Below are 13,967 nucleotides of genomic sequence, written 5' to 3' on the forward strand. Positions count from 1 at the left end.
CGAGGCTGAACATGGCGACGAACGGGCTGCGGTCGGCGCTGATCTCGCGCCATGGGGTGACCGAGATGATGACGGTCAGCGCGGCGACGTAGAACAGCATCACGCGGACCGGGATCGAGTTGATGGCCTTGGGCAGGTTCTTTTCGGGGTTCTTGGCCTCGGCCGCGGTGGTGCCGACGAGTTCGATGCCGACGAACGCGAACGTGGCGATCTGGAAGCCGGCCACGAATCCCATTGGGCCCGTGGGGAAGAACCCGCCGTCGTTCCACAGGTTGGCGAAGCTGGCGTGCGCCCCGCCGGGAGCCTGAAAGTGGTTGAGCACCATCACGATACCCACCACGATCAACGCGCCGATCGCGACGATCTTGATCAGGGCGAACCAGAATTCGGTTTCCCCGAAGGCTTTTACGGTCGGCAGGTTCAGTCCGATCAGGAGCACCACCGCGGCCAACGCCGGGATCCACAGCGGCAGGTCACGCCACCAGTACTGCACGTACCCGGAGATCGCGACCACGTCGGCGACCCCGGTGACGATCCAGCAGAACCAGTACGTCCAGCCGGTGAAGAAGCCGGCCCACGGGCCCAGCAGGTCCGCGGCGAAATCCGCGAACGACTTGTAATGCAGGTTGGACAGCAACAGCTCGCCCATCGCCCTCATCACGAAGAACAGCATGAAGCCGATGATCATGTACACGAAGATCACCGACGGGCCCGCCAGGCTGATGGTCTTGCCCGAGCCCATGAACAACCCGGTGCCGATCGCGCCGCCGATCGCGATGAGTTGGATATGGCGGTTGGAGAGCTGGCGCGAGAGCTGCGGCTCACCGGACGAGAGAGTTGGTTGCGCTACTGGAACAGTCAGATCATTGGATTGGGTCACAACATCCTCACGGATCAGGCGCGATGGAGAGCGCGGACTATGGCGCCTCCCCGACTCTGTCCATTGGACCTGAGAGTTTTCACGCACCGCCGACTGAATCGTGCGACGGTGCGCTTGCCCCTTCGGTGAGCCAAACCGGTAGCGGTTGACTGCTTTCCAGAGGTGCCTAGTCGCGGCGGTATCGTTTGCCTGAGAGATTCCCGGGGAGGATTTGCTCCTGCGGCGCCCGCCCACTGGATGGGGGTGGGACTCTCCCGCCGCGCCTCAACGGCGTCTTGAGTTGTGAGCCACTTCAACCTCGAAGTGTGCCGCGCGTCACTCTATCGGCCCGCACCCGGGTTGCGCAATCGGGGGCGGCGCCAGAGGGTTGTCGGGTGGTACCGGACCCTCGACGCCACCGACAAAATCGCCCAAACCCGCACGGGTTTGGGCGATTTCGTATCGACTCCGGGCTATCTCAGTAGCGGTAGTGCTCCGGCTTGTACGGGCCTTCGACGTCGACGTTGATGTACTCGGCCTGCTCCTTGGTGAGCTTGGTCAGCGTGCCACCGAGTGCCTCGACGTGGATGCGGGCCACCTTCTCGTCGAGATGCTTGGCCAAGCGGTACACGGCGTTGTCGTACTCGTCGTTCTTGGTCCACAGCTCGATCTGAGCGATCACCTGGTTGGAGAAGCTGTTGCTCATCACGAACGACGGGTGGCCCGTCGCGTTGCCCAGGTTCAGCAGACGACCTTCCGAAAGGATGATGATCGACTTGCCGTTGTCGAACGTCCACTGATCGACCTGCGGTTTGATGTTGAGCCGCTTGGCATCTGAGCGCTCCAGGGCGGCCATGTCGATCTCGTTGTCGAAGTGGCCGATGTTGCCGAGGATGGCCTGGTCCTTCATCGCCTTCATGTGGTCGAGGGTGATGATGTCCTTGTTGCCGGTGGCGGTGACGACGATGTCGGCGCTACCGATCCCGTCTTCCACCGTGACGACGTCGAAGCCGTCCATCAGCGCCTGCAGCGCGTTGATGGGGTCGATCTCGGTGACCGACACCCGGGCGCCCTGGCCCGCAAGCGATTCCGCGCAACCCTTACCCACGTCGCCGTAGCCGCAGATCAGCACCTTCTTGCCACCGATGAGCACGTCGGTGCCGCGGTTGATGCCGTCGATGAGCGAGTGCCGCGTGCCGTACTTGTTGTCGAACTTGCTCTTGGTGACCGAGTCGTTGACGTTGATCGCCGGGAACGGCAACTCGCCGGCAGCCTCGAACTGGTACAGCCGAAGCACACCGGTGGTGGTCTCTTCGGTGACACCCTTGACCGACTCGGCGATCTTGCTCCACTTTGTCTTGTCGGTCTCGAACGTCTTGCGCAGCACCGACAGGAAGACTTTCCACTCCGCAGGATCGTCGTCCTCGGCGGGGGGCACCACACCGGCCTTCTCGTACTGCGCGCCGCGCAGCACCATCATGGTGGCGTCACCACCGTCGTCGAGAATCATGTTGGCGGGTTCGCCTTCCCAGGTGAGCATCTGCTCGGCGGCCCACCAGTACTCCTCGAGCGACTCGCCCTTCCACGCGAAGACCGGCACACCCTTGGGTGCCTCTTCGGTGCCGTGCGGGCCGACGACGACCGCCGCGGCGGCGTGATCCTGGGTGGAGAAGATGTTGCACGACGCCCACCGAACCTCAGCGCCGAGCGCGACGAGCGTTTCGATCAGCACCGCGGTCTGGACGGTCATGTGCAGTGAGCCGGAGATGCGCGCGCCGCGCAGCGGCGCCACGTCGGCGTACTCGCGGCGCAGCGACATGAGGCCCGGCATCTCATGCTCGGCCAGGCGAATCTCTTTGCGGCCGAAGTCGGCCAACGACAGGTCAGCGACCTTGAAATCGATGCCGTTGAGGCTGTCCGCCTTCAACTCGGTCATGTAGAGCCCTCTTTCAGTCGTGATTGCTTGCCAGCGCACGGGGTTCGCGCACAGCGCGACGCCACATGCAGATACCTCTAGCCTGCGGGCTCGCGGGACAGGCGCTCATGCGGTTTTACTGCGGCGGCGCTCTGACAGCTAAGGGGTATCTATCACACCGTAGCGCTCAGCGAATGGCGTCATGAGTCGGGCCAGGTCACCGGCCACATCATGATCAGCCTCGGGGGGCATCGACACGTAACTCATCGCCAGTCGTACGATCGCGCGCGCCAGCACCCCCGCGTCCCGGTCGCTCGCCTTCATCCAGCTGTTCTGGAACGTCCCCGTCAGCCGGTCCGAGCACCGGCTGATGATGGGCCCGCTGCCGGTGGTGATGATCTGCAGCAGGTCCGGTTTGGACGCCCCGGTCAGCAGCGAGATCACCAGCGGATCGGCGGCCGACTCGGCGAAAAACGCCCGGAAGCCCTCCAGGAACGCCGCATGCACCTCGCCGACGTTGTGGTTGATGGCCTCGTCAACCGCGTCCACCAACCTGTCGGCGAGCCGCATCGCGTACCCCTCGGCCAGCCCCTGCCGCGAACCGAACTCGTTGTAGATGGTCTGACGGCTGATGCCGGCCGCGGTGGCCACGTGCGACAGGGTGATCGCCGACCAGTCCCGGGTCAGCAGCAGCTCACGCATGCCGTCGAGGATCGAGTCACGCAGCAGCACCCTGGACGCCTCGGCGTAGGGGATGCGCTGCTTGTCACTCGGTCGACTCACACGCGCGACTCTAATCGCTCGCGGCGTCGCAATCGGGCTTCCGGCACTTCCCGTCGTGCTGATCCGCGCTGCGGTCACGGCCGGGCGATCTCCATCATCTCGAAGTCGGACTTGGCGGCGCCGCAGTCCGGGCAGCTCCAGTCGTCCGGGATGTCGTCCCAGCGGGTCCCCGGGGCGATGCCGTCCTCGGGCCAGCCCTTCTCCTCGTCGTACTCGAATCCGCACTGCACGCAGACGAACAGCTTGTACGGCTCACTCATTTCGATACCTCTCTGCTATTCCCCGTCGCTTCGCTCGCCCCGGCTTCCTCGAAGTCGACTTTTTCTCGCACGGCACAGTCCGGGCAGCACCACTCATCGGGTACTTGGTCCCACGGCGTGCCTGCCGGGAATCCTTCGCGCGGCGCGCCCTTGGCCTCGTCGTAGACGTAGCCGCACCCAGGGCATTGATAGGCGCTCACTGTGGGAGTCCATAGCGGGCCAGCACCTTCTCCCGCAACCGCGGCTGGATGTTCACCCGCGTGATGTCGCCGTCGTAGTGCTCCAGCACGCGGTGATCCATCAACCTGCGCCACAGCGGCGGCAAGTAGGTCAGCCCGATCAGGGTCGCGTAGCCACTGGGCAGGTTCGGCGCGCCGTCGATGCTGCGCAGGGTCTGGTACCGCCGGGTCGGGTTGGCGTGGTGGTCGCTGTGCCGCTGCAGGTGGTACAGGAACAGGTTGGTCACGATGTGGTCGGAGTTCCAGCTGTGCACCGGCGCGCAGCGCTCGTAGCGGCCGCTGGGCATCTTCTGCCGCAGCAGACCGTAGTGCTCCAGGTAGTTCACCGACTCCAGCAGGCTGAACCCGTAGATGGCCTGGACGATGACGAACGGGATGAGCGCCGGACCGAACACCGCGATCAGGATTCCGAAGAACACCAGCGACATCGCCCACGCGTTGAGGACGTCGTTGGACCAGTGCCACGGTGACTTGCCCATCCGGCGCAGCCGCTGGGCCTCCAGTTCCCACGACGACCGCAGGCTGCCGAACACGCTGCGCGGCAAGAACTCCCAGAACGTCTCCCCGAACCGGGCCGAGGCCGGGTCTTCCGGAGTGGCGACCCGCACGTGGTGACCGCGGTTGTGCTCGATGTAGAAGTGGCCGTAGAACGTCTGCGCCAGGGTGATCTTCGACAGCCAGCGCTCCAGCGAGTCGCGCTTGTGCCCCATCTCGTGTGCGGTGTTGATGCCCACCCCTCCGAGCACCCCGACCGACAACGCAACACCGATCTTGCCCAGCCAACCCAGGCCACCTTCGAAGCCGAGCCAGCTCAGGTTCGACGCGGTGAACAGATACGCACCCAGGATCACGCTCGCGTACTGGAACGGGATGTAGACGTAGGTGCAGTAGCGGTAGTACTTGTCGTTCTCCAGCCGCTCCATCACCTCATCGGGCGGGTTCTGACCGTCGGGACCGAATCGCAGGTCCAGCACCGGCAGCAGCACGTACAGCAGGATCGGGCCGATCCACAGCGGCACCTGCGCCGCCGTGTGCCAGCCCGCCTGGTTGAGCGCCCACACGATGGGCAGCATCACGAACAGCGCGGTCGGGGCGATCAGGCCCATCAACCACAGGTACCGCTTCTTGTCTCGCCATTGCACGTCCGCGACGTCCGCGCCACGGGAAAGGGCTGAGCTGTCTATCGCCACGTCATACCTCCTTGTGTGAGAGCGATCACTGCAATGACTTGACTATATATGGTCATATGTCGTCTGTCTAGACATTTGATGCTTGTTTGTAAACCAGTGGCGCGGCCTACAGGCCAAAAGAAAAGCGATATCGCATGCGATATCGCTTTTCGGTGGATCCCGGCGCCGGACTATCCCGTGGCGGCGGACTCCCGCTGTCCCAGCACCGAGTGCCTGCGGCCGTACAGGGCGTACACCACGAGCCCGATCGCCATCCAGATCAGGAACCGGATCCAGGTCAGCCCGGTCAGGTTGAGCATCAGCCATCCGCACGCGGCGATCGCGGCGATGGGCAGCAGCGGCACCAACGGCGTCCGGAAACCCCGCGGCAGGTCCGGACGGGTCCGCCGCAACACGATCACCCCGGCCGAGACCAGCACGAAGGCGAACAGCGTGCCGATGTTCACCATCTCCTCGAGCTTGCCCATCGGGAAGACCGACGCGGCGATGGCGACCAGCACGCCGACGATCACCGTGATGCGCACCGGCGTGCCCTGCGGACTAGTCCTGGCCAACCGGCGCGGCATGAGGCCGTCGCGCGACATCGCGAACAGCACGCGGGTCTGCCCGAGCATCAGCACGATCACCACCGTGGTGAGACCGGCCAGCGCGCCGATCGAGATGACCTTGGCGGCCCAGTGCACGCCGTTGGCCGCGAATGCCGTCGCCAGGTTGGCCGAATGACCGTCGGAACTGCGCAACTCCCGGTAGGACACCATGCCCGAGAGCACGACGGCCACGGCGACGTAGAGCACCGTCACGATGGCCAGCGAACCGAGAATGCCGCGCGGCACATCCCGCTGCGGGTTCTTCGTCTCCTCCGCGGTGGTCGCGACGATGTCGAAGCCGATGAACGCGAAGAACACGATGGAGGCCCCCGCCAGCACGCCGTACCAGCCGAAGTGACTGCCGGTGGCGCCGCTGATCAATGAGAACAGCGACTGGTCGGCACCGCTGCCGCCGGTACCGGCCTCAGCGGGCGGGATGAAGGGCGAATAATTCTGCGGCTTGATGTAGAACGCGCCGACGACGACCACCAGCAACACCACCGCGACCTTGATGACGGTGATCACCAGGCTCACTTCCGCTGACAGTTTGGTGCCGCGCGCCAGCAGCAGCGTCACCACCGCGACGATCAGCAGCGCACCCCAGTCCACCTCGAATCCGCCGATGCTGAGCGTGCCCCCACCGAATCCGAACACCGTTCCGAGGTAACTGGACCACCCTTTGGCTACCACGGCCGCCGCCACCGCGAACTCCAGGATGAGATCCCAACCGATGATCCAGGCGATGAATTCACCGAAGGTGGCATAGGAAAAGGTGTACGCGCTGCCGGCGACCGGGAGAGTCGAGGCGAACTCGGCGTAACACAATGCAGCCAAGCCACATGCGATTGCGGCGATGACGAACGAAATCGAAATCGCGGGACCGGTGAGGCTGCCGGCGGTCGACGCGGTGATGGTGAAGATGCCCGCCCCGATCACCACCGACACGCCGAAAACGGTCAGATCCCACCAGGTCAGGTCTTTGCGTAATCGCGTCGACGGCTCGTCGGTGTCAGCAATCGACTGTTCGACGGACTTCGTCCGCCACCGTGAGCTCATAATTGACGCCACCTCTCATACTTGACCCGATCCGGGGATTGAATCCATTACTGTCGACACCGATGCGTCGTAACCTTCAGTCCCGTTCCCGCCATGCAGTTGTCATCGGTGGCAGCATTGCAGGCCTGTGCGCTGCCCGGGTGCTATCCGATCACTTTGATCGCGTCACGATTTACGAACGTGACGAGCTGCCGGACGAACCGGTCAATCGCAGTGCCATACCGCAGGGTCAGCACGTCCATCTCCTGATGGCCCGCGGGGCGCAGGAACTGGAATCGGTGTTTCCCGGGCTGCTCGCCGACATGGCCGCCGCAGGCATCCCCGTGGTGCGCAACCAGCCCGAGTCGATCCACTTCTCCGCGGCTGGTTATGTGCTGGGCACCGGCCGGCAGGATCTGGAAGGCAAGTTCACCGCATACCTGCCGAGCCGTGGGCACCTCGAATGGCAGATCCGCAAGCGTGTGCTCGCCCTCCCGTCGGTCGACGTGCAACGGCGAGTGGTCTCCAATCCGCAGTTCGACGCCACGGCGCGGGCCGTGACGGGCGTCGTGCTCGACGACGGCCAAACCGTGGCGGCCGACCTGGTGGTCGACGCCTCCGGCCGCGGTAGCCGCCTGCCGGTCTGGTTCGAACAGTGGGGTTACGGCAGGCCGAGGGAGGACGCGGTCCAGGTCGGGGTCACGTACGCATCGCAGCGGGTGCACATCCCCGAGGGCTTGATCACCGAGAAGATGGTGGTGGTCGGCGCCGCACTCGACCGGCCGCGGGGCATGGGCATGCTGTTCCATGAGGACGGCATCTGGATCGTGACGGCGTTCGGTGTCGGCAAGGCCGAGCCGCCGCGGGACTTCGCAGGCATCTGCAAGCTGGCCGACACGGTGCTGCCGTCGCATATCAGTGCCGCACTGCGCGAAGGTGAACAGGTCGGCGGGATGAACTTCCACCGCTACCCCACCGCCAAGTGGCGCCGCTACGACAAGCTGTCCGACTTGCCGAGCGGGATCATCCCCTTCGGCGACGCCGTCGCCAGCCTCAACCCGACGTTCGGGCAGGGCGTGACGATGTCCGCACTGCAGGCGAGCAACCTGCGTGTCGTTCTCGCCGACGGAACGCAGGATCTACCCGGCCGGCTGGCCCGGGCCACCGCGAAAACCACCTTCCCGGTGTGGCTGATGAACGCCGTCGCCGATGTCGAGGAGCACGGCGCCCAAGGTTCCCGGCCCTTCTGGTACGGACCGGTCTTCGGCTTGTTCAAACAGTTCGTCGGTGCCGCGGAAACCGACCCGGTACTGGCCGAATGGTTCTTGCGGCGCACAAGCCTGCTCGACAGCCTGTGGCTGCTGCCGACCCCGCGGCTCATCGGGCGCGCCATCCGCAACAACCTGCGGCTGATGCGGGCTGAGCGGCACCGGGCGCGCACCGGTGGCGCCCCGGCCGCCGATGACGCGGCTGTGCGCCAGGCCGTCGAACGTACCGAGCCCACGCTGAGCGCTCCGGCCGAGTGACGAGCCGGTCGGGTGCTACAACCCGACCGTGACCCGGAACAGGTGGGTCGGCCGCTGGGCGGTCAGCCGGATCGGCCCGTCGTCGGCGGGCACCCAGGCCGCCGAACCGCGTTCCAACGTCAGCGTGCCGCTCTTGGCGTGCACCACCGCAGCCCCCTCGGTGCACAGCAGCACCTGCGGACCATCGTGACGGCATGGCGCGTCGATCTCGTGGCCGAGCTGATCGCCGTCGACTTCCAAGACCGAGACGGCGAACTCCGATGCCGGCGTCTTGTAGATCCGTTCCCGCCCGTCCCTGATGATTTTGGGACGCAACTCCTCCTGCGGGGTCGGCGTGAAATTCAACACCCGCAGCAGTTCGGGAACGTCGACGTGTTTGGGTGTCAGGCCACCGCGCAACACGTTGTCGGAGTTGGCCATCACCTCGACGCCGATGCCGTGCAGATAAGCGTGCAGACTGCCTGCGGCGATGTACATGCCGTCGCCCGCCTGCAAGCTGATCCGGTTAAGCAGCAACGCCGCCAGCACGCCCGCGTCGCCCGGGTAGCGCTCACCGAGCTCCAGCACCGTCTTGGCCTCGGCGGCGAAAGTCTTTTGCCCCGAACGGATGTAGTTGATCGCGCCGTCCAACACCGCGGGCACCAGAACATCGAGATCGGGCTGCGGGGCCGTGATCCAAGTGGTGAACAACGCCCGCAGTCCGTCGGCATCGGACTGGTCGGATAGCAGGTTGATGTACGGGTCGAGGTCGGAGACCGCCAATGCCCGCATCAGTTCTACCGTCTGCGCCACAGGGCGAAATCCTGCCAGCGCGTCGAATTGTTCGAGCGCGACGAGCAGTTCGGGTTTGTGGCTGCGGTCGCGGTAATTGCGGGTCGGCGCCGAGATGGGTATCTCCAGGCGGTCCTCGCGGTCGTAGCCCTCGCGGGCCTGCTGTGCGCTCGGATGTGCTTGCAGGGACAGCGGTTCCCCGGCGGCCAACACCTTGACCAGGAACGGCAGGGTGTCGCCGAAGCGGCCGATGGTCGCGGCGCCGAGTTGACCCTCGGGGTCCTCGGCGACGGCTTGCAGCAAGGACTCCTCACCGTGTTCGGTCTGCAGCCACGCGGGATCACCCGGATGCGCGCCGAACCACAGTTCAGCCTCCGGATGAGTTGTGGGGCTGGGTCTTCCGGTGAAATCGGCAATGGCGGTCCGCGAACCCCAGGCATAGGTCCGCACCGCTCCCCGTAGCAGATGCACTCGCTTTAACCTCGAACCAGTTTCAGGTAGACGGCCGTCATCTCCAACCGCACGGCGAGGATCGCCAATTGTTGTTCCGCGCGCCCGACCGGGATGGCCGGGCCCGCGTCGGGCACGTCTTCGGCACCGAGCGCCGTGATGTCGTCGAACCCGGCGATGCGCGCGGACACCGCGGGCCGTTCGGTGTCCGTGGTCAGAACAAAGGTCCGCAGCCGGCTGGGCAACGGCCCGTCGATCTGCTCATCGTGGAACAGTGACCGCTCGGCCCCCCTGCGGTCGGACGCGCGGTTGGCAACGGCGGCCAGCACATCACCCAGGCCCGCCGCGGCCGTCACCTCGCCGGCCAGTCGCAACATGACATCCGCACCGTGGCGGGCCAGCGCCAGCGTCGCCGCAGTGGCTCCTGCCAGCACCACGTCGGCGCCGGACATCCGCTCGGCGAGCGTCTTGGCGGGGTTGGTGAACAGTTCCCGCGCCGTGCTGTTGCGCAGGGCCTCGGCGTCCAGCTCGTCGGCCAACGCCGAGAGATCCACCCGCGTACCGGGATCCACCACATGCAGCGCCGCAAGCCCGGCGGCCAGATAGCGGGTGAGCCCGAAGTCGTCGGGCACCCACAGGCGCGCAGGCAGCGCCACGGCGCGACCCGCCGTCACGTCGCGCAGCGGCCCCTCCTGCGGTGCCACCACCAAAACCCTCGCGCCGCGGTGCACCGCGGTGGCCGCGGCATTCACCAGCGCCGGGTCCCCCGGATCATCGCCGGCCACGATCACCACATCCAGCGCGCCGATCCACGGCGGCGCCTCGGAGGCGATGACGATCGGGGCGGCCACGGATCCACCGAGCGCGGCGGCCAGCATCGTGCCCGCGCTGTGCGCCACCCCGCGACCGGCCACCCAGACCACCGTGCGCGGCGGCAGGTCTGATCTCAGCGGTTCCAGCACGCCTTCGGCCAGCGCCGCGGCGGTGGCACGCACCTGCGCGCCGGCCATTGCCGCCGCCCGCAGCAGACCGTTGCGGTCGGCTGCGAGCAGACCGTCGCCGTCGTCGAGGTCGACCGTCGAGTCGACGGCGTTCACCTCGCCGCCTCACTCACCGTGCTGATCCGGTCGGCCACGGTCTTCACGATCGCGTCGACGTCCTCTTTGGTGCGGGCCTCCACGTTGAGCCGCAGCAGGGGCTCGGTGTTGGACGTACGCAAGTTGAACCAGCTGCCCTCCCCGAGATCCACGGTGACGCCGTCGAGGTGATCGATGCTCTGAATGGCTGCGCCGTAGTTCTCCAGCACCGCGTCGACGCACTTGGCGGCATCGCTGACGGTGAAGTTGATCTCACCGGAGGATTCGTAGCGCTGGTAGTCGGCCATCAGCTCCGAGAGCGGGCGGTCCTGCTCGCCCAGCGCAGCCAGTACGTGCATGGCCGCGAGCATGCCCGAATCGGCGCCCCAGAAGTCGCGGAAGTAGTAGTGCGCCGAATGCTCGCCGCCGAAGATCGCACCCGTGTCGGCCATCAGGGCCTTGATGTAGGAATGTCCGACCCGCGAGCGCACGGGTGTGCCGCCGCGTTCTACGACCAATTCCGGAACGGCCCGCGAGGTGATCAGGTTGTGGATGATGGTCGCGCCGATCTCGCGGCCGAGCTCGCGCCCCGCGACCAGTGCGGTCACCGCCGACGGCGAGACCGGACGGCCGAGCTCGTCGACGACGAAACACCGGTCGGCGTCGCCGTCGAAGGCCAGGCCGATGTCGGCCCCGGTCGCCAGGACATGGGCCTGCAGGTCGACCAGGTTCGCCGGGTCCAGCGGGTTGGCCTCGTGGTTGGGGAAGGTGCCGTCGAGCTCGAAGAAGAGCGGCAGCACGGTGGCTCCGGCGATCGGGCCGAGTACCGCCGGGGTGGTGTGCCCGGCCATGCCGTTGCCCGCGTCGACCGCGATGCGCAGCGGCCGCAGCCCACTCAGGTCCACGAGCGACCGCAGGAACTCCCCGTACTCGGCGAGCACGTCGCGATCGGTGATGGTGCCTGCCGTGCCGTCGAACGCGGACACCCCGGCGATCACCTCGTCGGAGATGGTGGTCAGCCCGGTGTCCTTGCCGACGGGCTTGGCCCCGGCCCGGCACAGTTTGATGCCGTTGTAGGCGGCCGGATTGTGGCTTGCGGTGAACATCGCGCCCGGGCAGTCCAGGAGACCGGAGGCGAAGTAGAGCTGATCGGTGGAGGCCAGCCCGATCCGGACCACGTCGAGGCCCTGCCCGCGCACCCCCTCGGCAAACGCCGCGACCAGCTCGGGTGAGCTCGCCCGCATGTCGTGTCCGATGACGACCTGGGACGCACCCTCGCCGCGAACCAGCCGGGCGAAGGCCCCACCCACCTCGGCGACGAGGTGCTCGTCGAGCTCCGAGCCGACCAAACCACGTACGTCATACGCCTTGATGACACGCTGAACAGCAGCAGCTGGCCGAGACATTAGGAACTCCTTGCAAACGGGATCGTTGGCGCCAGCCTAACCGCCGTAAGACGACCACACGGGCACTAGCTTGAGCCCACCACGCAGCCTTAACAGTTGTCTAATCGTCGAGGTCAGGCAACACCCGTAGATGACCCCGGCGTCGCCCGTTCTGTTCGGGCCTACGCACCGCCGGTGCCATCACGGCCCCGCCGGTGACGCCGGGGGCGGGATCGGAGAAACCTGCCGTCACTCCACCGCGCATCGCGGCGCCGTCGTGCCCCTCTCGTACCGCGTCAGCGAGCGCCACCAAATCGTCTTCATCCGGGTGCGTGGGCAACGGCCCCGCATGGCGGACCAACTCCCAGCCGCGCGGTGCGGTGATCCGGCTGGCATGCCCGACGCACAGGTCCCAGGAATGCGGTTCGGAAACGGTGGCGAGCGGTCCGACGACGGCTGTCGAGTCGGAGTAGACGAAGGTCAGCGTCGCCACGGCATAGTGCGGGCACCCGGGCCGGCAGCAGCGACGGGGAACATTCACGCACCAGAGATTATCTTGCACGGTCGCTGGACGCGTTCGGACACGCGCAGCCGCCGAGCGGCCGATCTCGAACCGTTACGATCTCCTGCGTGGCTCAGCGGAACCTTTGGCGATCGCGTCGCGGTCGCGACGTCCGCGGTCCGTTGCTTCCCCGATCCGTTCCCGGCTGGCGCAGCCGCGCCGAACGGTTCGACATGGCGGTGCTTGAGGCCTACGAGCCGATCGAGCGGCGGTGGGCTTCCCGGGTCAGTGCGCTCGACGTCGCTGTCGATGAAATTCCCCGGATGTCACCGCGGGATCCCGAGACGGTGCAGTGGCCGCCGGAGGTCATCGCGGATGGTCCGATTGCGTTGGCCCGGTTGATACCGGCGGGGGTAGATGTCCGGGGAAATACCACCCGGGCCCGAATTGTGTTGTTTCGCAAGCCGATCGAGCGTCGGGCCAAGAGTGCCGACGACCTCGCGGAGCTGTTGCATGAAATCCTGGTGGCTCAGGTGGCCACCTATCTGGGGGTAGAACCGTCGGTCATCGATCCGACGATCGACGACGACTGAGTGCCGTCGGCGCGAGGAGCAGAAACCCGCGCCGGACACTCACGCGAAGCGCCTCAGAACGCCACGAGCGCTTCGCAAAGCGGCTCAGAGTGCTTTCTGAAGCGCTTCGCGCAGAGCTTCAGATAATGCCGCGCTTGAGCCGACGACGCTCGCGCTCCGACAGCCCGCCCCAGATCCCGAAGCGTTCGTCATGCGCCAGCGCATAATCGAGGCACGCATCCTTGACTTCGCAGCCCTGGCAGATGCGTTTGGCCTCACGGGTAGACCCGCCCTTTTCCGGGAAGAATGCCTCTGGATCAGTCTGCGCGCACAATGCACGTTCCTGCCATTGGTCATCTTCAGTTGCCGGATCAACATCAATTTGATCGGGAACCAAACTCAGTTGAGGACGTCCGGTTGCCCCCATCGGTGTCGGCCCGGTGTTGATGTGCGGTGCGTTGTCTACCGAGCCGAGCAGCCGGTTGTCAAACCGGACAACACGATCGAAATCGCCGCTCTCATAAGACATCTCCCCCGCCTCCTCACTCGGTCTCGTAGATCCACAGTGGAGCCCCACTATTGTGATATAGGCCATTTCATTCGAACATTTGATCGAATCTCGGGTTGCAACACCGGAATCAGTCGCTAACCGGGAAATGACACTGCTGTGATTACACACGTGTTAGCTGCCAGGGTCAAGCGGATCGGCAGGAATTCATACCATCCCGTGATATCAATTCGGCGCGTCGCAACATCGGCGTGTCCTGGTCGTGACGACGTCGTTTCCTTGCGAGACCCCTCTGCGCCTAATGTCGAC

Annotated in this window: 14 protein-coding genes and 1 riboswitch; of the genes, 2 read left to right on the forward strand and 12 right to left on the reverse strand. The window is 65.8% G+C overall.

What is annotated here, in order from left to right:
• The 7 genes from A5784_RS36405 to A5784_RS36430 all read right to left on the reverse strand — a co-directional run.
• Positions 1-862: amino acid permease (locus tag A5784_RS36405; RefSeq protein ID WP_156750972.1), on the reverse strand; the 862-nt coding region annotated here is incomplete at its 3' end.
• Positions 863-1,046: 184 nt separating this feature from the next.
• Positions 1,047-1,147, reverse strand: a riboswitch (glycine riboswitch).
• A 190-nt stretch (positions 1,148-1,337) separates the two neighbouring features.
• Positions 1,338-2,795 carry an adenosylhomocysteinase gene (gene ahcY / locus A5784_RS36410; protein WP_064949721.1) on the reverse strand — a complete coding sequence of 486 codons (1,458 nt, stop codon included), beginning with the start codon at positions 2,793-2,795 and terminating at the stop codon, positions 1,338-1,340.
• A gap of 138 nt (positions 2,796-2,933) precedes the next feature.
• Positions 2,934-3,557, reverse strand: a complete 624-nt coding sequence (alkX, locus tag A5784_RS36415) for a TetR family transcriptional regulator AlkX (RefSeq protein ID WP_064949722.1) — start codon at positions 3,555-3,557, stop codon at positions 2,934-2,936.
• Between the two features lie 74 nt (positions 3,558-3,631).
• The gene (locus A5784_RS36420) at positions 3,632-3,817 is read right to left on the reverse strand and encodes a rubredoxin (RefSeq protein ID WP_064949723.1); all 186 of its coding nucleotides are present in this window, start codon (positions 3,815-3,817) and stop codon (positions 3,632-3,634) included.
• Positions 3,814-4,017: a rubredoxin gene (locus A5784_RS38030; RefSeq protein ID WP_082945293.1), complete on the reverse strand. Its 204-nt coding sequence runs from the start codon at positions 4,015-4,017 to the stop codon at positions 3,814-3,816. The genes A5784_RS36420 and A5784_RS38030 overlap by 4 nt, the downstream gene beginning before the upstream one ends.
• On the reverse strand, positions 4,014-5,162 hold the full coding sequence (locus A5784_RS36425; protein ID WP_232006394.1) for an alkane 1-monooxygenase: 1,149 nt from the start codon (positions 5,160-5,162) through the stop codon (positions 4,014-4,016). Before A5784_RS36425 ends, A5784_RS38030 begins: the two co-directional genes overlap by 4 nt.
• Before the next feature lie 254 nt (positions 5,163-5,416).
• A complete protein-coding gene (locus A5784_RS36430) occupies positions 5,417-6,889 on the reverse strand; it encodes an amino acid permease (RefSeq protein WP_064949724.1) in 1,473 nt (490 codons plus the stop codon).
• A 62-nt stretch (positions 6,890-6,951) separates the two neighbouring features.
• Here A5784_RS36430 and A5784_RS36435 point away from each other — a divergent pair, with 62 nt between their 5' ends.
• A complete protein-coding gene (locus A5784_RS36435) occupies positions 6,952-8,394 on the forward strand; it encodes an FAD-dependent oxidoreductase (RefSeq protein ID WP_064949725.1) in 1,443 nt (480 codons plus the stop codon).
• A gap of 15 nt (positions 8,395-8,409) precedes the next feature.
• Here the strand turns inward: A5784_RS36435 and manA are convergent, their stop codons facing one another.
• The 4 genes from manA to A5784_RS36455 all read right to left on the reverse strand — a co-directional run bounded on the left by manA (position 8,410) and on the right by A5784_RS36455 (position 12,617).
• Positions 8,410-9,636: a mannose-6-phosphate isomerase, class I gene (gene manA / locus A5784_RS36440; protein WP_064949726.1), complete on the reverse strand. Its 1,227-nt coding sequence runs from the start codon at positions 9,634-9,636 to the stop codon at positions 8,410-8,412.
• A 5-nt stretch (positions 9,637-9,641) separates the two neighbouring features.
• Positions 9,642-10,712, reverse strand: a complete 1,071-nt coding sequence (locus A5784_RS36445) for a hypothetical protein (RefSeq protein WP_064949727.1) — start codon at positions 10,710-10,712, stop codon at positions 9,642-9,644.
• Positions 10,709-12,097, reverse strand: coding sequence for a phosphomannomutase/phosphoglucomutase (locus A5784_RS36450; protein WP_064949728.1), 1,389 nt, complete (start codon positions 12,095-12,097; stop codon positions 10,709-10,711). Before A5784_RS36450 ends, A5784_RS36445 begins: the two co-directional genes overlap by 4 nt.
• 100 nt (positions 12,098-12,197) lie before the next feature.
• Entirely contained in the window at positions 12,198-12,617 is a 420-nt protein-coding gene (locus A5784_RS36455) for a DUF3499 domain-containing protein (RefSeq protein WP_064949729.1), read from the reverse strand.
• Between the two features lie 89 nt (positions 12,618-12,706).
• On the opposite strand from A5784_RS36455, the gene A5784_RS36460 reads away from it, so the two are divergent.
• The gene (locus A5784_RS36460; protein ID WP_064949730.1) at positions 12,707-13,171 is read left to right on the forward strand and encodes a metallopeptidase family protein; all 465 of its coding nucleotides are present in this window, start codon (positions 12,707-12,709) and stop codon (positions 13,169-13,171) included.
• Between the two features lie 118 nt (positions 13,172-13,289).
• Here A5784_RS36460 and A5784_RS36465 read toward each other — a convergent pair whose 3' ends face one another.
• Entirely contained in the window at positions 13,290-13,679 is a 390-nt protein-coding gene (locus A5784_RS36465; protein WP_064949766.1) for a WhiB family transcriptional regulator, read from the reverse strand.
• Positions 13,680-13,967: the final 288 nt, after the last annotated feature.

This window comes from Mycobacterium sp. 852013-50091_SCH5140682 (genome assembly GCF_001665685.1).
GTDB lineage: Bacteria > Actinomycetota > Actinomycetes > Mycobacteriales > Mycobacteriaceae > Mycobacterium.